Source organism: Pseudomonas sp. TMW22090, from assembly GCF_022496665.1.
GTDB classification, from domain to species: Bacteria; Pseudomonadota; Gammaproteobacteria; order Pseudomonadales; family Pseudomonadaceae; genus Aquipseudomonas; species Aquipseudomonas gregormendelii.
In genome coordinates, this window is record NZ_SCFH01000002.1 from 222252 (window position 1) to 240255 (window position 18004).

General features: G+C 60.8%; 16 protein-coding genes. 13 read left to right on the plus strand and 3 right to left on the minus strand.

Features of this window, described 5'->3' with window-relative positions; all coding sequences use genetic code 11:
- Positions 1 to 104: 104 nt before the first annotated feature.
- The 10 genes from EQV97_RS07100 (at position 105) to pdeM (ending at position 13098) form a co-directional block, all read left to right on the plus strand.
- Entirely contained in the window at positions 105 to 2555 is a 2451-nt protein-coding gene (locus EQV97_RS07100) for a penicillin acylase family protein (RefSeq protein ID WP_240888747.1), read from the plus strand.
- 136 nt (positions 2556 to 2691) lie between these two features.
- The gene (locus EQV97_RS07105; RefSeq protein WP_122837730.1) at positions 2692 to 3726 is read left to right on the plus strand and encodes a ligase-associated DNA damage response exonuclease; all 1035 of its coding nucleotides are present in this window, start codon (positions 2692 to 2694) and stop codon (positions 3724 to 3726) included.
- A complete protein-coding gene (locus EQV97_RS07110) occupies positions 3723 to 5411 on the plus strand; it encodes an ATP-dependent DNA ligase (RefSeq protein WP_240888748.1) in 1689 nt (562 codons plus the stop codon). The genes EQV97_RS07105 and EQV97_RS07110 overlap by 4 nt, the downstream gene beginning before the upstream one ends.
- 197 nt (positions 5412 to 5608) lie before the next feature.
- On the plus strand, positions 5609 to 6391 hold the full coding sequence (locus EQV97_RS07115; RefSeq protein WP_045061087.1) for a transporter substrate-binding domain-containing protein: 783 nt from the start codon (positions 5609 to 5611) through the stop codon (positions 6389 to 6391).
- Positions 6392 to 6447: 56 nt separating this feature from the next.
- Positions 6448 to 7176 (plus strand): ABC transporter permease, encoded by a 729-nt coding sequence (locus EQV97_RS07120; protein ID WP_045061088.1) that lies wholly within the window; start codon positions 6448 to 6450, stop codon positions 7174 to 7176.
- On the plus strand, positions 7173 to 7883 hold the full coding sequence (locus tag EQV97_RS07125) for an ABC transporter permease (RefSeq protein ID WP_045061089.1): 711 nt from the start codon (positions 7173 to 7175) through the stop codon (positions 7881 to 7883). Before EQV97_RS07120 ends, EQV97_RS07125 begins: the two co-directional genes overlap by 4 nt.
- Before the next feature lie 11 nt (positions 7884 to 7894).
- On the plus strand, positions 7895 to 9013 hold the full coding sequence (locus EQV97_RS07130; RefSeq protein ID WP_240888749.1) for a succinylglutamate desuccinylase/aspartoacylase family protein: 1119 nt from the start codon (positions 7895 to 7897) through the stop codon (positions 9011 to 9013).
- Positions 9014 to 9027: 14 nt separating this feature from the next.
- Positions 9028 to 9792, plus strand: a complete 765-nt coding sequence (locus tag EQV97_RS07135; protein WP_122837727.1) for an ATP-binding cassette domain-containing protein — start codon at positions 9028 to 9030, stop codon at positions 9790 to 9792.
- A gap of 166 nt (positions 9793 to 9958) precedes the next feature.
- On the plus strand, positions 9959 to 12445 hold the full coding sequence (locus EQV97_RS07140; RefSeq protein WP_240888750.1) for a ligase-associated DNA damage response DEXH box helicase: 2487 nt from the start codon (positions 9959 to 9961) through the stop codon (positions 12443 to 12445).
- A complete protein-coding gene (pdeM, locus tag EQV97_RS07145; RefSeq protein ID WP_122837725.1) occupies positions 12445 to 13098 on the plus strand; it encodes a ligase-associated DNA damage response endonuclease PdeM in 654 nt (217 codons plus the stop codon). Before EQV97_RS07140 ends, pdeM begins: the two co-directional genes overlap by 1 nt.
- Positions 13099 to 13132: 34 nt before the next feature.
- Here the strand turns inward: pdeM and EQV97_RS07150 are convergent, their stop codons facing one another.
- On the minus strand, positions 13133 to 13342 hold the full coding sequence (locus EQV97_RS07150) for a hypothetical protein (RefSeq protein ID WP_045061094.1): 210 nt from the start codon (positions 13340 to 13342) through the stop codon (positions 13133 to 13135).
- A 106-nt stretch (positions 13343 to 13448) separates the two neighbouring features.
- On the minus strand, positions 13449 to 14015 hold the full coding sequence (gene dcd / locus EQV97_RS07155) for a dCTP deaminase (RefSeq protein ID WP_122837724.1): 567 nt from the start codon (positions 14013 to 14015) through the stop codon (positions 13449 to 13451).
- A gap of 356 nt (positions 14016 to 14371) precedes the next feature.
- On the opposite strand from dcd, the gene EQV97_RS07160 reads away from it, so the two are divergent.
- Positions 14372 to 14581, plus strand: a complete 210-nt coding sequence (locus tag EQV97_RS07160) for a cold-shock protein (protein WP_002554837.1) — start codon at positions 14372 to 14374, stop codon at positions 14579 to 14581.
- A gap of 194 nt (positions 14582 to 14775) precedes the next feature.
- Here EQV97_RS07160 and EQV97_RS07165 read toward each other — a convergent pair whose 3' ends face one another.
- Positions 14776 to 15783: a DUF481 domain-containing protein gene (locus EQV97_RS07165; protein WP_122838611.1), complete on the minus strand. Its 1008-nt coding sequence runs from the start codon at positions 15781 to 15783 to the stop codon at positions 14776 to 14778.
- Between the two features lie 224 nt (positions 15784 to 16007).
- Between EQV97_RS07165 and EQV97_RS07170 the strand changes: the two genes are divergently transcribed.
- Together EQV97_RS07170 and EQV97_RS07175 are read left to right on the plus strand one after the other, a co-directional pair.
- A complete protein-coding gene (locus EQV97_RS07170; RefSeq protein ID WP_225570197.1) occupies positions 16008 to 16301 on the plus strand; it encodes an MGMT family protein in 294 nt (97 codons plus the stop codon).
- Positions 16302 to 16344: 43 nt separating this feature from the next.
- Positions 16345 to 17907 (plus strand): AmpG family muropeptide MFS transporter, encoded by a 1563-nt coding sequence (locus EQV97_RS07175; protein ID WP_122837722.1) that lies wholly within the window; start codon positions 16345 to 16347, stop codon positions 17905 to 17907.
- Positions 17908 to 18004 lie beyond the last annotated feature (97 nt).

Sequence of the window (18004 nt, forward strand, 5' to 3'; positions counted from 1 at the left end):
AATCAGACAAATCCAGAAATAACCGAATACCCCGCTTGCGCGCCCCTCTCCTGCTCACTAACGTAGCGACTTTATCGCGTTACTACCCCCGCAGGAGCTTTGCCATGGCCTCGCCAGCCCTTACTCATTTTCTTCCCCGGTTCGGCGTTGCCGCAGCAGTGGCCGGTGTTCTGGGCCTGACCGGTTGTCAGACCCTGAACACCCAGGACACCCTCCCGCCCAGCACCGGCGTGCAGCCGCTCAAAGGCCTGGCGCAGAACGTCTCGGTGCGGCGCAACGCCATGGGCATGCCGCTGATCGAAAGCAACAGCTTCCACGACGCGCTGTTCGCCCTCGGCTACGTGCATGCCAGCGATCGCATCTCGCAAATGGTCACCCTGCGCCTGCTGGCTCAAGGCCGCCTGGCAGAAATGTCCGGCGCCGACTTGCTGGACGCCGACCGCTACATGCGCGCGGTCAACCTGAAGAAAAGTGCTGGTGAGCTGTACAAGGCGTCCTCCCCGCGGCTCAAGCGTTTTTTTGAAGTCTATGCCCGGGGCGTCAACGCCTACCTGTTCCGCTACCGCGACAAGTTGCCGGCAGACCTGATGGCAACCGGCTACAAGCCCGAATACTGGCAGCCGGAAGATTCGGCGCTGATTTTCTGCCTGCTGAACTTCAGTCAGTCAGCCAACCTGCCGGAAGAAATTTCCTCGCTGATGCTGGCGCAGACCGTCAGCACCGACAAACTCCCCTGGCTGACGCCTTCGGCCCCCGACGAAAAACTGCCAGTGGCCGAGGCCGAGAAACTCCAAGGCATCACGCTCAACGGGCAGATTCCGGGGCTGGTCGACATCAGCAAAGCCGCCAGTCAATTGTCCGACCTGAATTTGCTTGGCGCCACGTCCTCCAATAACTGGGCAATCGCACCGCAGCGCAGCCGCACCGGTAAAAGCCTGCTGGCCAGCGACAGCCATGGCCCGCTCGGCGTGCCATCGCTGTTCAGCTATGTGCAGATTCGCGCGCCGAAATACCAGGCTTCGGGCGTGACCATCGCCGGCCTGCCGCTGGTGCTGGGTGGCTTCAACGGCAAAGTGGCGTGGAGCATGACCACGGTCATGGGCGACAACCAGGACCTGTTCCTTGAAAAAATCAAGCGCCAGGGTAACGGCCTGACTTACGAGGCGGGCGGCAAATGGCAGCCGGTCATGGTTCGTAACGAGACCTACTTCGTCAAAGGCCAGCGGCCGACTCGCGAGGCGGTGTATGAAACCCGCCATGGCCCCCTGCTCAACAGTGCCAAGGGAACCACCCTGGCCAACGGTTTTGGCCTGGCACTGCAGGCGCCGAGTTTCACCGACGACAAGACCCTGGACGCGTTTTTTGACTTGTCCCGGGCGCAGAATGTCGAGAAGGCCTCGGATGCCAGTCGTGAAATCCGCGCAATTGCGCTGAATCTGGTGTTCGCCGATGCGAGCAACATCGGCTGGCAGGTCACCGGGCGTTATCCGAACCGGCGCGAAGGCGAAGGTCTGTTGCCCTCGCCGGGCTGGGAGGGTCGCTACGACTGGGACGGTTACGCCGACCCGATGCTGCACCCATACGATCAAGACCCCGCCCAGGGCTGGCTCGGCACCGCCAACCAGCGGGTCATCCCCCATGGTTATGGCATGCAGCTGTCCAACTCCTGGTCCGCACCGGAGCGCGGCGAACGCATGGCTGAACTCGCCGGCACCGGCAAGCACGACACGCGCAGCGTGATCGCCATGCAATACGACCAGACCACCACCTTCGCCCCCAAGCTGAAGAAAATGTTCACGGCGCCGGGCATGGCCCAGCCGCTCAAGCAAGCCATCGAAGCGTTGCCGACGACCGACGCGGTCAAGGCTCGCGAGGCCTATGCCCGCCTGATGGCGTTCGACGGCAAGCTCAGCACGACTTCCGCCGATGCGGCCATCTACCAACTGTTCCTGCAAGAAAGCACGCGGCAGATCTTCCTCGATGAGTTGGGGCCGCAAGGCAGTGCTGCGTGGAAAACCTTCATCGCCAACGGCAAGCTTTCCTACGCCGCCCAGGCCGATCACCTGCTGGGACGCGAGGACAGCCCTTTCTGGGATGACACTCGCACGCCGCAAAAAGAGGACAAGGCAGTGATCCTGGCCCGCAGCCTGGCAGCTGCAATCACTGCGGGCGACAGCTTGTTGGGCGCCGATCACAAGGCCTGGCAATGGGGCAAGCTGCACCGCTACGAGTGGAAGAACGCCAGCGGCCAGAGCGTCCGCGGTCCGCTTGCAGCCGGTGGCGATCACACCACGTTGAATACCGCCGCGTTTGCCTGGGGCGAAGATTTCAACACTACCCTGGCACCGTCCATGCGTTTCATCGTCGACTTCGGCCAAGCCGAGCCGTTGATGGGCCAGAACGCCACCGGACAATCAGGCAACCCGGCCAGCCCTAATTACCTCAACAGCATCGATCCGTGGCTGAAGGGGCAATACATGAGCCTGCCGATGCAGCCGCAAAACTTCGACAAGGTGTATGGCAAAGCCCGACTGACACTGACTCCCGGGAAGTAGTCATCCACAGTAGATCATGCCCTGTGGGAGCAAGCTTTGCTCCCACAGGGCATGTTGTGTCACCGACACAAATTGATAGAACTTCTGACCTCACGTCGTCCTCATAGCTAACAAGCCCCCCTGCCTGGTCATCCACATGGACCTTGTTATCGCTCGCCCCGAGGGCCTGTACTGCCCCGCCGGGGATTTCTATATAGACCCCTGGCGTCCAGTCGAGCGCTCGGTCATTACCCATGCCCATGGCGACCACGCTCGCACCGGCAATCAACATTACCTGGCTGCCGCCCCTGGCGAAGGGATCCTGCGATCACGCCTGGGCCAGGACATCAACCTGCAAACCCTGGCGTATGGCGAACGGCTGCTGCACCACGGCGTTACCTTGAGCTTTCACCCGGCCGGGCATGTGCTCGGCTCGGCCCAGGTGCGCCTGGAATACGGTGGCGAAGTCTGGGTGGCCTCAGGGGATTACAAGATCGAACCCGATGGCACCTGCGCGCCGTTTGAACCAGTGCGCTGCCATACCTTCATCACCGAATCGACGTTCGGCCTGCCGATCTATCGCTGGCAACCACAGGCCGAGATATTCGCCGAAATCAATCAGTGGTGGCAGGCCAACGCTGCCGTGGATAAAACCAGCGTGCTGTTCTGCTACTCCTTCGGCAAGGCCCAGCGCATTCTGCATGGCATCGACGCGAGCCTCGGTCCGATTCTGACCCACGGCGCGGTGGAGCCACTGAACCGGGTCTACCGCGAAAGCGGCGTGTACATCCCGCCGACGATTTACGCCGGCGATGTAAAAAAAAGCGATCCGGTCATGCGCAAGGCCCTGGTGATCGCCCCGCCTTCAGCCGGTGGCAGCACCTGGATGCGTCGGTTCGGTGACTACAGCGACGGCTTCGCCAGCGGCTGGATGCGCCTGCGCGGGACCCGGCGCCGGCGCGGCGTCGATCGCGGTTTTATCCTGTCCGACCACGCTGACTGGCCGGGCCTGCTTTGGGCCATTGGGCAGACCGGTGCCGAACGGGTCATGGTGACTCACGGCTCGGTCGCCGTCCTCGTCCGCCATTTGCGCGAGCAAGGCCTTGATGCCCAGGGCTTCAGCACTGAATACGGTGACGACGAAGAGGAAGCGACGAGCGCCGAGCAACAAAGCGCAGAGGTTCGCGCATGAAAACCTTCGCCGAACTCTATGCCGAACTCGATGCAACGACCTCCAGCAACGCCAAGCTGGCGGCCATGCAAAACTACTTCGCCCAGGCAGCGCCGCAGGATGCTGCGTGGGCTGTGTATTTCCTGTCTGGCGGGCGACCCCGGCAACTGGTCCCGGCACGCGTCCTGCGCGAGTTGGCAGTGGCGTACTCCGGTCTGTCGCCCTGGCTGTTTGAGGAGAGTTACCAGGCGGTGGGTGACCTGGCGGAAACCATTTCCCTGGTACTGCCCGAATCCAGCCACAGCTCCGATGCTGGCCTTGCGGTCTGGATCGAGGAAAAGCTGCTACCTCTGCGCGGGGAAACACCCGAAGCGCTTGCCCTGGCCTTGCCTGCCCTCTGGTCGCAACTTGATCGCTCCAGCCTGATGTTATGCATCAAGCTGATTACCGGCAGTTTTCGCGTAGGCGTGTCCAAACTGCTGGTGACACGCGCCCTGGCATCCATGGCGGGGCTGGACAGCAAGCGGGTGGCCCAGCGCCTGGTGGGTTATACCGACCTGTCCAACCGCCCGAGCGCCGCCAGTTACCTGAAGCTGATCGCGCCGGAATCAACCGACGAACATGCGCAGCGCGGCGGGCAGCCCTATCCGTTTTTCCTGGCCCATGCGCTGTCGCAACCGGTGGACCAGTTTGAAGCCCTGCTTGGCCCTGCCAGCCAGTGGCAAATCGAATGGAAGTGGGATGGTATTCGCGCCCAGGTGGTAAAACGCGAGGGCCGGCTGTGGATCTGGTCTCGGGGCGAAGAACTGGTGACCGAGCGTTTTCCGGAACTGGAGAGCCTGGTGCACGGCCTGCCCGACGGCACGGTGATCGACGGTGAAATCGTTGCCTGGAAAGCCGCGCCAGCCGGGACCGAGGATGCCTTCGACCCGCAATTGCCCTCGGCACCCTCGGTCCAGCCTTTCGCTTTGCTGCAACAGCGCATCGGCCGCAAGACCCTCGGCAAGAAAATTCTCGACGAAGTCCCGGTGGTGGTACTTGCCTACGACCTGCTGGAATGGAATGGCGAAGATTGGCGCAACCAGTCTCAGGCCCGGCGACGGACCCAGCTGGAGCAGGTTCTCGCCGACTGCAACAACCCGGTTTTGCTGGAGTCGCCGGTACTCACCGGCGAAGACTGGCTGGACCTCGCACGCCAGCGCGAAGCGTCGCGCAGCCTCGGCGTCGAGGGCATGATGCTCAAGGCGCGGGACTCGCTGTATGGCGTCGGCCGGACCAAGGACATGGGCGTGTGGTGGAAGTGGAAAGTCGACCCTTACAGCGTCGATGCAGTGCTGATCTACGCCCAGCGCGGCCACGGTCGGCGCGCCAGCCTGTACAGCGATTACACCTTCGCCGTGTGGGACGGCCCGGCGAATTCAACCGAACGCACGCTGGTGCCTTTCGCCAAGGCGTACTCCGGCTTGACCGACGAAGAAATGCGCCAGGTCGACAGCATCGTACGCAAGACCACAGTGGAGAAATTCGGCCCGGTCAGCAGCGTGAAACCGAGCCTGGTGTTCGAACTGGGCTTTGAGGGCATCGCCCTGTCCAAGCGCCACAAGAGCGGTATCGCGGTGCGGTTTCCTCGGATGCTGCGCTGGCGTCGCGACAAGTCAGTGGATGAGGCAGACAACCTGGCCACGTTGCAGGACCTGCTGGGCTGAGATGAACCAATCTGGTGCGCGCACGCGGTGATGCCCGCTTGCGTGCACAAACGCCTGCGCACCGTTCCTCACGGCACCTTTTAAAACGCTTGTTCGGGACTATGGTTCAGAAATTGCTACTTTATTCAGGTCTTACGCTTTCCAGTAACAAATTTTACGCGCCACAAGCGCTCAAATTGGTTTTTAGGGATTGAATAATGAAAAAAGCATTGCTGACCCTTTCTGCACTGGCGTTGTGCATGGCTGCCGGCTCCGCGGTGGCAAAGGAATACAAGGAATTGCGTTTTGGCGTTGACCCTTCCTACGCACCGTTCGAGTCGAAAGCGGCTGACGGCAACCTCGTGGGCTTCGACATCGATCTGGGTAACGCGATTTGCGCCGAGTTGAAGGTCAAGTGCAAGTGGGTCGAAAGTGATTTTGACGGCATGATTCCAGGCCTCAAGGCCAACAAATTCGACGGCGTGATTTCGTCGATGACCGTGACCCCGGCCCGTGAAAAGGTGATCGACTTCTCCAGCGAGCTGTTCTCCGGCCCAACCGCCTACGTATTCAAGCAAGGCTCGGGCCTGAGCGAAGACGTCGCGTCGCTTAAAGGCAAAACCATTGGCTACGAGCAAGGCACCATCCAGGAAGCCTACGCCAAGGCCGTGCTGGACAAGGCTGGCGTTAAAACCCAGGCTTACCAGAATCAGGACCAGGTGTATTCCGACCTGACTTCCGGCCGTCTCGACGGCGCCATCCAGGACATGCTGCAAGCCGAACTGGGCTTCCTGAAGTCGCCAAAAGGCGCAGGCTACGAAATCAGCAAGCCGGTCGACAGCGAATTGCTGCCAGCCAAAACAGCGGTGGGCATTAAGAAAGGTAACACCGAGCTGAAAGCGCTTTTGGATAAAGGTATCAAAGCGTTACACGACGATGGCACCTACGCCACCATCCAGAAGAAACACTTCGGCGATCTGAATCTGTACAGCGGCAAATAATGCCCGGCGCCCATCCCTGGATGGGCGCTCTTTTTATCCGATCAGGTTGCTGATTTATGTTCGAAAACCTCCTGCAAAATCTGGGGCTCTCAGCCTTCAGCCTCCAGGGCTTTGGCCCGTTGTTGCTGGAAGGCACCTGGATGACCATCAAATTATCGGCATTGTCGCTGCTGGTGGCCGTGTTGCTCGGCCTGCTCGGCGCCACGGCCAAGCTATCGAAAGTCAAAATGCTGCGGGTGCCGGCGCAGGTCTACACCACGCTGATCCGCGGGGTGCCGGACCTGGTGCTGATGCTGCTGATTTTCTACAGCCTGCAGACCTGGCTGACATCGTTTACCGATTTCATGGAATGGGAATACATCGAGATCAACCCGTTCAGTGCCGGGGTCATTACCCTGGGCTTCATTTATGGCGCGTACTTCACCGAGACCTTCCGTGGCGCGATCCTCGCAGTGCCCCGGGGCCAGGTCGAAGCCGCCACCGCCTACGGGCTCAATCGCGGCCAACGCTTTCGTATCGTGGTGTTCCCGCAAATGATGCGCTTTGCCCTGCCAGGCATCGGCAACAACTGGATGGTAATGCTCAAGGCCACCGCACTGGTGTCGATCATCGGCCTCGCCGACCTGGTCAAGGCCGCACAGGACGCCGGTAAGAGTACCTACCAACTGTTCTATTTCCTGGTGCTGGCGGCACTGATCTACCTGCTGATTACCAGCGCCTCCAACTTCGTCCTGCGCTGGCTCGAACGCCGCTACGCCGCCGGCTCGCGGGAGGCCGTACGATGATCGAACTCCTGCAGGAATACTGGAAACCCTTCCTTTATACCGACGGCTACAACATCACGGGCCTGGCGATGACCCTGTGGTTGCTCAGCGCATCGATCTTCATCGGCTTCCTGGTGTCGATCCCGCTGTCGATTGCCCGGGTCTCGCCCAAGGTCTACGTGCGCTGGCCGGTGCAGTTCTACACCTACCTGTTTCGCGGGACACCGCTCTATATCCAGTTGCTGATTTGCTACACCGGCATCTACAGCCTGGCGGCGGTGCGTGATCAACCGGTGCTGGATGCGTTCTTTCGCGATGCCATGAACTGCACGATCCTGGCGTTTGCCCTGAACACCTGCGCCTACACCACGGAGATTTTCGCCGGGGCCATTCGCAGCATGAACCACGGCGAAGTCGAAGCGGCCAAAGCCTACGGCCTGACGGGCTGGAAGCTGTACGCCTACGTGATCATGCCTTCGGCCCTGCGCCGCTCGTTGCCCTATTACAGCAACGAAGTGATCCTGATGCTGCACTCGACCACCGTGGCGTTTACCGCAACTATCCCGGATGTCCTGAAAGTCGCGCGGGATGCCAACTCGGCGACCTTCCTGACCTTTCAGTCGTTCGGCATCGCCGCCCTGATCTACCTGACCGTTACCTTTGCATTGGTCGGCCTGTTCCGCCTCGCCGAACGCCGATGGCTGGCCTTCCTCGGGCCGACCCACTAGGACTTTGCACCATGCGCCACCAGATCCATGACTTGCTGGCCCCGCTGCCGGGGACCGCACGGCAGATTCACAGCTTTCACTTCGGCCCCTCGTCGGCCAGCGGCAAGATCTACATCCAGGCATCCCTGCACGCCGATGAAATGCCCGGCATGCTGGTGGCCTGGCATCTCAAGCAGCGCCTCAGGGAGCTGGAAGCCGCCGGCCGCCTGCGCAGCGAAATCGTATTGGTACCCGTGGCCAATCCGGTTGGCCTCGAACAGGTTCTGATGGATGTCCCCCTCGGGCGCTACGAGCTGGAAAGCGGACAGAATTTCAACCGCTGGTTCGTCGACCTGAGTGAAGAAGTCGGCAACGACATCGAAGGGCAACTGGGCGACGATCCACAACGCAACCTGCAGGTGATCCGCAGCAGCCTGCGCCAGGCCCTGGCGCGGCACACGGCGGCGACCCAGTTGCAATCCCAACGCCTGACCCTGCAAAGGCTGGCCTGTGATGCCGACCTGGTGCTGGACCTGCATTGCGATTTCGAAGCCGTTGCGCACCTTTACACCACCCCCGAGGCCTGGCCTCAGGTGGAGCCACTGGCCCGCTACATCGGCGCCGAAGCCAGCCTGCTGGCCACCGATTCCGGTGGCCAGTCGTTTGACGAATGCTTCACGCTACTCTGGTGGCAATTGAAAGAGCGCTTCGGCGAGCACTTCGACATCCCCTTGGGCAGTTTCTCGGTAACCGTCGAATTGCGCGGCCAGGGTGACGTCAATCACCCCCTGGCCAGTCTCGACTGCCAGGCAATACTCGACTACCTGATCCACTTCGGCGCTATCGTCGGCACGCCGGGGCCATTGCCCGAATTGCCCTACCCCGCGACCCCGTTGGCCGCGGTGGAGCCCGTAACGACGCCGGTTGGCGGCTTGCTGGTGTTCGCGGCGCTGCCTGGGGAATACCTGGAAGCCGGGCAGCTGGTGGCTGAAATCATTGATCCGGTGCTTGACCAGGTCACCCCGGTCCATTGCGCCACCGCAGGGCTGATGTACGCCCGGTCACTGCGACGCATGGCCACGGCTGGCATGGTGATCGCCCACGTTGCGGGCACTGAAGCCTATCGCAGCGGCTACCTACTTTCGCCTTGAGGATGCATTGCCCCATGTACAAACTGACCATTGAAGGCCTGCACAAAAGCTATGGCGATCATGAAGTGCTCAAGGGTGTTTCGCTCAAGGCAAAAACCGGTGACGTCATCAGCCTGATCGGCGCCAGCGGCTCGGGCAAAAGTACCTTTCTGCGCTGCATCAACTTTCTCGAACAGCCCAACGACGGTGCGATGAGCCTCGACGGCCAGAGTATTCGCATGATCAAGGATCGCCACGGCATGCATGTGGCCGATGCCGATGAACTGCAAAGGATTCGCACGCGCCTGGCGATGGTGTTCCAGCACTTCAATCTGTGGAGCCACATGACAGTGCTGGAGAACATCACGATGGCACCGCGCCGGGTGCTGGGCTGCGACAAAAAGGAAGCCGAGGACCGCGCCCGGCGTTATCTGGACAAGGTGGGCCTGGCGGCGCGGGTGGCCGATCAGTACCCGGCCTTTCTCTCGGGCGGTCAGCAGCAACGCGTCGCCATTGCCCGCGCGCTGGCGATGGAGCCGGAGGTGATGTTGTTTGACGAGCCGACTTCAGCCCTGGACCCGGAATTGGTCGGCGAAGTGCTGAAAGTGATCCAGGGCCTGGCCGAAGAGGGCCGCACGATGATCATGGTGACTCACGAGATGAGTTTCGCGCGCAAGGTGTCGAACCAGGTGCTGTTTCTGCATCAGGGTCTGGTCGAGGAGGAAGGCGCGCCCGAGGATGTATTGGGCAATCCGCGCAGCGAGAGGTTGAAGCAGTTCCTGAGCGGAAACCTGAAATAACGGGAGCTCGATTGCCTGGCCCCCAGATCATTTCTGCGGTGGCGCCTGCGTAGGAGCTGTCGAGTGAAACGAGGCTGCGATCTTTTGAACTAGTTCAGCAAACGCCAGCTCGAAAGATCGCAGCTTCGTTTCACTCGACAGCTCCTACAGGGCGCAAGCAGCCGGCATGGGATCCTCTCCAGACTTTGCAAAAAAATGGTTCAGCGCTCGCGGCTGGAAGCCGTTCGCTTTTCAAAAGCAGGTCTGGGCCGCCGTCAAGCAAGGCCAGTCAGGACTGCTGCACGCCAGTACCGGCGCCGGCAAAACCTACGCCGTCTGGTTTGGCGCACTCAACCGCTACGCCAGCACCCTCTCCCCGGTCGAAACCCCGCGCAAGCGCAAACCTGTAGCCGAACCCTTGACCGTCCTGTGGATTACCCCGATGCGCGCATTGGCGGCGGACACCGCGCGTGCATTGGAGGGGCCACTGCAGGACCTGCAGATACCCTGGAGCGTCGGCCTGCGAACCGGTGACACCAGCAGCAGCGAACGGGCCAGGCAAAGCAGGCGCCTGCCCACCACGCTGATCACCACCCCGGAAAGCCTCACTCTGCTGCTGGCCCGGGCCGACGCGCAAAGCGCCTTGTCGACCTTGCGCATGATTGTGGTGGATGAATGGCACGAATTGCTCGGTAACAAGCGCGGAGTGCAGTTACAACTGGCCCTCGCCCGCCTGCGCCGCTGGCAACCCGACCTGGTGGTCTGGGGCGTGTCCGCCACCTTGGGTAATCAGGCCCACGCCGAGCAAGTGCTGATCCCTCATGGCGGCGGCATTAGCGTGCAGGGCCAGAGCGGCAAAGACCTGCGAGTCGATTCACTGCGCCCTCCCGCCATCGAACGCTTTCCCTGGGCCGGGCACATTGGCCTGAAAATGCTGCCGCAGGTGGTCGCGGAACTCGAGTCCAGCCCCAGCACCCTGGTGTTCACCAATACCCGCGCGCAATCGGAAATCTGGTATCAGGCGCTGCTGGAGGCACGGCCGGACTGGGCCGGGATCATTGCGCTGCATCACAGTTCATTGTCGCGCGATACCCGGGACTGGGTTGAACGGGCCCTCAAGGATGGGCAGCTCAAAGCCGTGGTCTGCACCTCCAGTCTCGACCTGGGGGTGGATTTCCTGCCGGTGGAACGGGTGCTGCAAATCGGCTCGGCCAAAGGCGTCGTGCGGCTGATGCAGCGGGCAGGCCGCTCCGGCCACGCACCGGGGCGAGTGTCACGAGTGACACTGGTTCCGACTCACAGCCTTGAATTGATCGAGGCGATTGCGGCGCAGGACGCCGTAGCGCAGCGGCGCATCGAGCCTCGGGAATCGCCGCACAAGCCGCTGGATGTGCTGGTGCAACACCTGGTCAGCATGGCGTTGGGAGGTGGTTTCATACCCGAAGAACTGTACGAAGAAGTACGCGGTGCCTGGGCCTACCGCGACCTCAGCCTGGCGGACTGGGTGTGGGCGCTGGCTTTCGTACGCCACGGTGGGCTGTCTCTGACGGCCTATCCGGATTATCGCCGGGTCGAACCGGATGAGCATGGCGTGTGGCGGGTACCCGACGCGCGCTTGGCGCGACGCCATCGCATGAGCATTGGCACCATCGTCAGCGATGCGAGCATCCAGCTGAAGTTCTGGAGCAAGGGCGGTGGCGGCAAGCAACTGGGCAGTGTCGAAGAGGGATTCATAGCCCGGCTCAAGCCCGGCGACGGCTTCCTGTTCGCCGGGCGCTTGCTGGAGCTGGTGCGGGTGGAAAACATGACCGCCTACGTCAAGCGCAGCACAGCGAAGAAAGCCGCGGTGCCGCGCTGGAATGGCGGACGCATGCCGCTCTCCAATGAACTGGCCACGGCGGTGGTTGCGCGTTTCAGCGCAGCCGCGTCAGGCGAGTTCATCGGGCCGGAAATGAAAGCGTTGCGCCCCTTGCTGGAGGTGCAGCAACAATGGTCCGGGCTGCCAACGGATAAAAGCCTGCTGGCCGAGGCCCTGAAATCCCGCGAGGGCTGGCACCTGTTTCTCTACCCTTTTGCTGGACGCCAGGTGCACCTGGGTCTGGCCAGCCTGCTGGCGTGGCGGGTCAGTCAACGCCTGGCAGTTACGTTCTCCATTGCGGTGAATGATTACGGGCTGGGGTTGCTGAGCGCCACCCATGTGGACTGGGCTGAGCATCTCGACCCGGCGCTGCTCAGTCCTGAGCGCTTGATGGCTGATGTGCTTGCCAGCCTGAATGCGGGCGAGCTGGCCTTGCGCCGTTTTCGCGAGATTGCGCGCATCGCCGGCCTGGTGTTTGCCGGTTATCCAGGTGCGCCGAAAAGTACCCGGCAGGTACAGGCCTCCAGCGGCCTGTTTTTCGAAGTCTTCAAGCAATACGACGCTGACAACTTGCTGCTGGCCCAGGCAGGGGAAGAGGTGTTGCGCGAGGAACTGGATATACGGCGCCTTGAAGAGACACTTGAGCGAATCGGCCGACTCAGGCTCGACCTGCACCCGATCAAACGTCCTACACCGCTGGCCTTTCCACTGCTGGTAGAGCGCATGCGCGAAAGCATGAGCTCGGAAAAACTTGCCGACCGCATCCGCCGCATGGTCAGCGACCTGGAAACGACTGCAGAGACAGGGAAAGCCTGATGAGTACACCCTACCCCGTCCGGCTCGCGGGTGAAGAGCTGTGGCTGTTACCGGAAAAAGCCATCTACTGGCCAGCGCAGGAGGCATTGCTGGTGGCCGATGTGCACTTTGGCAAGGCTGCCGCGTATCGGCGCCTGGGTCAGCCCGTGCCTCAGGGCACTACCACGCAGAACATCCGTGTGCTGGACGCGCTGCTGGCGCGACTGGCGTGTCGGCAACTCATTTTCCTGGGTGACTTCCTGCACGGCCCTGGCTCCCACGCACCGGCTACTTTAAGCGCCCTGGCGCAGTGGCGTGCGCGGCACATCGACCTGCCGATGACATTGATCCGCGGCAATCATGACAAGCGCGCCGGCGACCCGCCCACCTCATTGAACATTCGCGTAGTGCCTGAGCCAATGCTGCTCGGGCCCTTTGCGCTGCAACATGAGCCTGACCCGCACCCCGACCGGCACGTGCTGGCCGGTCACGTCCATCCGGTGTATCGGCTTCAGGGTCGCGGGCGACAAAGCTTGCGCCTGGCGTGCTTCAGGCTTGCAGAGGCTGTCAGCCTGCTACCCGCCTTCGGCGCATTTACCGGCGGGTACCAGGTCGAGCGGGATGACAGTTGCAGATTGTTCGTGATTGGCGACAACGAGATATGGCCGGTGTAGGAGCTCTCGCTCCCACACAGCAATGGCCGAAGGATCATGCAACAGGCGCTGGAGGCGGCTCATCCGGCAAGGTGGGCTCGCCAGGTTCGGTCGGTTGTTCGTTGGGGGTATCAGGATCAGGCTGGCCGGGGATTCCTCCAGCCATGCTGAGTGGCGGGTGCGCCAGCAGTGACCAGGCCAAAACGCCAACCTGATTGGGCTCAAGCCTTGCCAGTTCGGCACTTATTTGCGGATCGATCTTCATAGAGCACTCCTGAGCAGTGGCCCGGTTCACTGTGCGCGAACCGGGCAGTACACCCAATAGAGTGTCTTCGCGCCGAAGAATTCCCACGACCCGTCAGATGGATGACTCAGGTACGCGGCAGGGTAACGCCGCGCTGGCCTTGATACTTGCCGCCACGGTCTTTGTAGGACACTTCGCACTCTTCGTCGGATTCGAAGAAAAGCATCTGTGCGACACCTTCATTGGCGTAGATTTTTGCCGGCAGCGTGGTGGTGTTGGAGAATTCCAGGGTCACATGGCCTTCCCACTCCGGCTCGAGCGGCGTCACGTTGACGATGATGCCGCAACGGGCGTAGGTGCTTTTACCCAGGCATATGGTTAGCACGTTGCGCGGTATGCGGAAAAATTCCACCGTGCGGGCCAGTGCGAACGAGTTGGGCGGAATGATGCAGACATCGCTCTTGACGTCGACGAAGCTCTTCTCATCGAAGTTTTTCGGATCGACGGTTGCCGAGTTGATGTTGGTGAACACTTTGAATTCATCGGCGCAGCGCACGTCGTAGCCGTAGCTCGACACACCGTAGGAAATCAGGCGCTCGGCACCTTCACCGCGCATCTGGCGCTCAACGAAGGGGTCGATCATGCCGTGCTCTTGCGCCATGCGGCGAATCCACTTGTCCGATTTGATGCTCATGGCGGGTGTCCTGAATAGCGAGGTGGAGAAAATCTGTCCGGCATCTTACCGGGGGCGGGTCGCCGGTTCAAAGAGCGCAATAAAATTCTCCCGAGCGCGCCCCCGAATTTCCGGGCCCTCAGTCTATTTTGATGCACCGTCAGTCACGAAATAAGAGAAACCTTCGCAAGAAGCATTGGCACGTTCCGGAAAAAGGGTTAAGGTGGCGCCACTGTGCTGCTTGTGTCACTGAGAATCTCTACACGATATGTTGAATTTCGATCCAACCATCTACAAGAATTTTTCCTGCTCTTTGCACTCAGTCTCGGCCAGGGTTCTTCCTGCGTCGCAGTTATCTTTGTTCAAGGAGTTACACCATGTCTAATCGCCAAACCGGTACCGTTAAGTGGTTCAACGATGAAAAAGGCTTCGGCTTCATCACTCCACAATCCGGTGACGACCTGTTCGTTCACTTCAAAGCTATCCAATCCGACGGCTTCAAAAGCCTGAAAGAAGGCCAACAGGTCTCTTTCATCGCTACCCGCGGTCAGAAAGGCATGCAAGCTGAAGAAGTTCAAGTTATCTAACTTGTACTTGCTTTAGTAAAAAGCCCCGCCCTCAAAAGCGGGGCTTTTTTGTGCCTGTGTGTTTTTGCCAGGGCAAAAAAGATCGCGGCCCGAGCCTTCGGCAGCTCCTACAGAGTTTTGCATTCATCCTGTAGGAGCTGCCGAAGGCTCGGGCCGCGATCGGACGATCTTTTGATCTTGAGCTTAAGCGCTTATTACCAGGCCACACCGAACCCAGCGGTATACCGGGTCTTCTCCAAATCAGCATCATCAGTACCACTGATGACATCTCGCTCGGCCTTCAGGTTAAGCGAAGCCCACTCGGTCACCTTGTAGCGCAACCCCACCTCGGCATCCAGCGCGTAATCCGCAACGCCTGACAATGGCTTGCCCACCTCGCCGTTGGTGAAGAACTCAACCTTCTTGCCAATCAGGTAGCGGTTGTAGTCCCACTTCATGGCCAGGGAGTAGAAGTTTTCCTTGCCGCCGTCCGCGTATTCATAATCCGTGCGGTTGACCAGCGACCCCAGCGAGAACGCGCCCAGCTCGTCATCCCAGAACTGATAACCAGGACCGGTACCGACGGTGCGCTGACGGGACAAGTCTTCGACCTTGTCGCGCTTATAGACGGCGCGACCTTGCCAGAACCATTTCTCGGTCAGGAACCGATCGAGGGAGTACTCACCGCGCCAGTTATCCGTGGTGACCACGTCGTCCTGGAATTCGCGGTTGTATTCGCCTTCCGCCGTATGCCGCCACTTGCCATGCCGCGCACTGGTCTTGAAGTCGATGTCGTAGTCATCGGTGTCTTTCTCGGCCCGCTGGTAATCCAGCGCCATGTCGACATTGCCCTTCCATACCAGATCCTCAACCACCGGCTTGGGCTTAAGGATCTGCTGGATACTGGCAAGCTCCACGGTCTTCGGCGCATCGCCATTGGCCAGCGTCACCTTGCCATCGTCTGCCGCCTGCAGTGACTTGGCCTTTTCCCCGGTGTAAGCATCCTGCTTGACCAGTAATTCCTGATCGCTTTCCAGCGTCTTGACCTGTTTCCAGTCGATCGGGATCGCGCCGGCGTACTCGGTCTGGATCAACAGCTTGCCGCCGTCGAACAGGGTGATCTTGCCGCTCAGCTTGTCACCGTTCTTCAACCAGACGGTGTCGGCGAGCAAGGGTGTGGAAGCACTTAGGACAGCGAGGCACAGCAGGGATCTGGACACCATAAGCAAATACAGGCTCAAGTTTGCGAAAAAAAGTCGGCATTATCCTTACGAATAAGACCCTAGCAAGCACTGACACGACTATTTCTATTGAGTTCATTTCTCAATTGGCCATTCTCGACTTACTCTGGTGACCGTAAATACCGCGACCCGCAGGAATTGCGCACGTGACAGACCCGCTCAATGAAACCGACAGCACTGCGCAAATCCGACGCACGGCGCTCTACATGACGCTGGCGCAGGTGCCGCCGGGCAAGGTCGTCAGTTATGGGCAGCTTGCCGAGCTGGCAGGACTGGGGCGCGCCGCCCGTTATGTCGGCCGAACCCTCAGCCAACTTCCCGGTGACAGCAAATTACCGTGGCACCGGGTACTCGGCGCGGGCGGGCGCCTGAGCCTGCCTGCAGGCAGCGCTTCCGGGGATGAACAACGCGCGCGATTGCGCGAGGAAGGCGTCAGTATCCTGAATAATCGTGTTGATATTCAGCGCCATGGCTGGCGCCCGGTAGAGCACAGCGGTTAGAGTGCGCGCTTTGTTTCCGTAATTTTGAGGCAGACTCCAGCCCATGCCCCGTAAAACCTGGCGCGCCGCGCTCGCCGCCTATGCCAGCCCTTCAACGCTCGTGCTGTTGCTGCTGGGTTTCGCCGCCGGCCTGCCGTACATGCTGGTGTTTTCAACACTTTCGGTCTGGCTGCGTGAAGCCGGTGTCGCCCGCGAAACCATTGGCTACGCAAGCCTGATCGGTTTGGCCTATGCCTTCAAATGGGTGTGGTCGCCGCTGCTCGACCAATGGCGCCTGCCATTGCTCGGCAAGCTGGGGCGTCGACGCTCCTGGCTGGTCCTTTCCCAGGCACTGGTCATTCTCGGCCTGATCGGGATGGGTTTCTGCGACCCGCAAAAACACCTGTCCTGGTTGATCGCGATCGCCGTGGTCGTGGCCTTCGCCTCGGCAACACAAGACATCGCGGTCGACGCCTATCGCCTGGAAATTGCCGATGACAGCCGCCAGGCTGCCCTCGCCGCCAGCTACATGTCGGGTTACCGTATTGCCGCATTGCTGGCCACGGCCGGCGCGCTGTTCTTCGCCGAAGGCTTTGGCTCTACGGGCTTCAACTACCAGCATTCAGCCTGGGCCGGCACCTATATCCTGTTCGGCGCCCTGATGATCCCGGCGCTGCTGACCTCTTTCTTCATGCGTGAACCGCCGGTGCCCCTGCGCACGCAACTGCAGGCCGGACGGTACTCCTTCGCACATCAACTGGCTTCCGTGTTCGTACTGATCGTGCTGCTGGTGTCTGTGCCTGCCATGTTCACCCAGCTGTACAACACCGATTTCGCCAGCGTGCTGTTCGAAGGCCACAGCGTGCTCGACCTGCTACTGGAAGACCGCGCGTTCCTGCGGGCCATTCTCTATACCACACTGACCTTCATGTGCCTGTCGGCCATGGGTCGCCGCGGCCTGGCACCGGTGCTGACGCCGGTCAACGACTTCATCCTGCGCTACCGCTGGCAGGCGCTGCTGCTGCTGGGCCTGATCGCCACCTATCGAATGTCCGATACGGTCATGGGCGTAATGGCCAACGTGTTCTACATCGACCAGGGCTTTACCAAGGACCAGATCGCCAGCGTCAGCAAGATCTTCGGCCTGATCATGACGCTGGTGGGCGCCGGCATGGGCGGTTTGCTGATCGTGCGCTTCGGTATCCTGCCGATCCTGCTGATCGGCGGCATTGCTTCAGCCGGCACCAACCTGCTGTTCCTGATGCTCGCCGATATGGGCGCCAACCTGAACATGCTGATTGTCACCATTTCCCTGGACAACTTCAGTTCCGGGCTGGCGACTTCGGCGTTCGTCGCCTACCTGTCGAGCCTGACCAACCTCAAGTTCTCCGCCACCCAGTACGCCCTGCTGAGCTCGATCATGCTCCTGCTGCCACGCCTGATTGGCGGCTACTCAGGGGTCATGGTGGAGAAATTCGGTTATCACAACTTCTTCCTGATCACCGCGTTGCTGGGCGTCCCCACCCTGCTCCTGATCATGTTGCACTGGTATCAGGAAAGCCGCCGCGCAGGGCCGACGCCGACACCGGAACCGATTCCTGCACCTGCGGCCGAAGAACCCCTTTAGCTGGAAAACGCGCTGGAGCGGGGTAATTCCCGCCCTGCCGCGACACCACCGACCGCACGCCTGTACGCCAGCAGATCTCGCCCGTACAATGCTCCGT

What these genes read in the sequence shown, in the direction of transcription:
- EQV97_RS07100 (WP_240888747.1), top strand. Translation starts at nt 105, where the DNA reads ATGGCCTCGCCAGCCCTTACTCATTTTCTTCCCCGGTTCGGCGTTGCC.
- EQV97_RS07105 (WP_122837730.1), top strand. Translation starts at nt 2,692, where the DNA reads ATGGACCTTGTTATCGCTCGCCCCGAGGGCCTGTACTGCCCCGCCGGG.
- EQV97_RS07110 (WP_240888748.1), top strand. Translation starts at nt 3,723, where the DNA reads ATGAAAACCTTCGCCGAACTCTATGCCGAACTCGATGCAACGACCTCC.
- EQV97_RS07115 (WP_045061087.1), top strand. Translation starts at nt 5,609, where the DNA reads ATGAAAAAAGCATTGCTGACCCTTTCTGCACTGGCGTTGTGCATGGCT.
- EQV97_RS07120 (WP_045061088.1), top strand. Translation starts at nt 6,448, where the DNA reads ATGTTCGAAAACCTCCTGCAAAATCTGGGGCTCTCAGCCTTCAGCCTC.
- EQV97_RS07125 (WP_045061089.1), top strand. Translation starts at nt 7,173, where the DNA reads ATGATCGAACTCCTGCAGGAATACTGGAAACCCTTCCTTTATACCGAC.
- EQV97_RS07130 (WP_240888749.1), top strand. Translation starts at nt 7,895, where the DNA reads ATGCGCCACCAGATCCATGACTTGCTGGCCCCGCTGCCGGGGACCGCA.
- EQV97_RS07135 (WP_122837727.1), top strand. Translation starts at nt 9,028, where the DNA reads ATGTACAAACTGACCATTGAAGGCCTGCACAAAAGCTATGGCGATCAT.
- EQV97_RS07140 (WP_240888750.1), top strand. Translation starts at nt 9,959, where the DNA reads ATGGGATCCTCTCCAGACTTTGCAAAAAAATGGTTCAGCGCTCGCGGC.
- pdeM (WP_122837725.1), top strand. Translation starts at nt 12,445, where the DNA reads ATGAGTACACCCTACCCCGTCCGGCTCGCGGGTGAAGAGCTGTGGCTG.
- EQV97_RS07150 (WP_045061094.1), bottom strand. Translation starts at nt 13,342, where the DNA reads ATGAAGATCGATCCGCAAATAAGTGCCGAACTGGCAAGGCTTGAGCCC.
- dcd (WP_122837724.1), bottom strand. Translation starts at nt 14,015, where the DNA reads ATGAGCATCAAATCGGACAAGTGGATTCGCCGCATGGCGCAAGAGCAC.
- EQV97_RS07160 (WP_002554837.1), top strand. Translation starts at nt 14,372, where the DNA reads ATGTCTAATCGCCAAACCGGTACCGTTAAGTGGTTCAACGATGAAAAA.
- EQV97_RS07165 (WP_122838611.1), bottom strand. Translation starts at nt 15,783, where the DNA reads ATGGTGTCCAGATCCCTGCTGTGCCTCGCTGTCCTAAGTGCTTCCACA.
- EQV97_RS07170 (WP_225570197.1), top strand. Translation starts at nt 16,008, where the DNA reads ATGACGCTGGCGCAGGTGCCGCCGGGCAAGGTCGTCAGTTATGGGCAG.
- EQV97_RS07175 (WP_122837722.1), top strand. Translation starts at nt 16,345, where the DNA reads ATGCCCCGTAAAACCTGGCGCGCCGCGCTCGCCGCCTATGCCAGCCCT.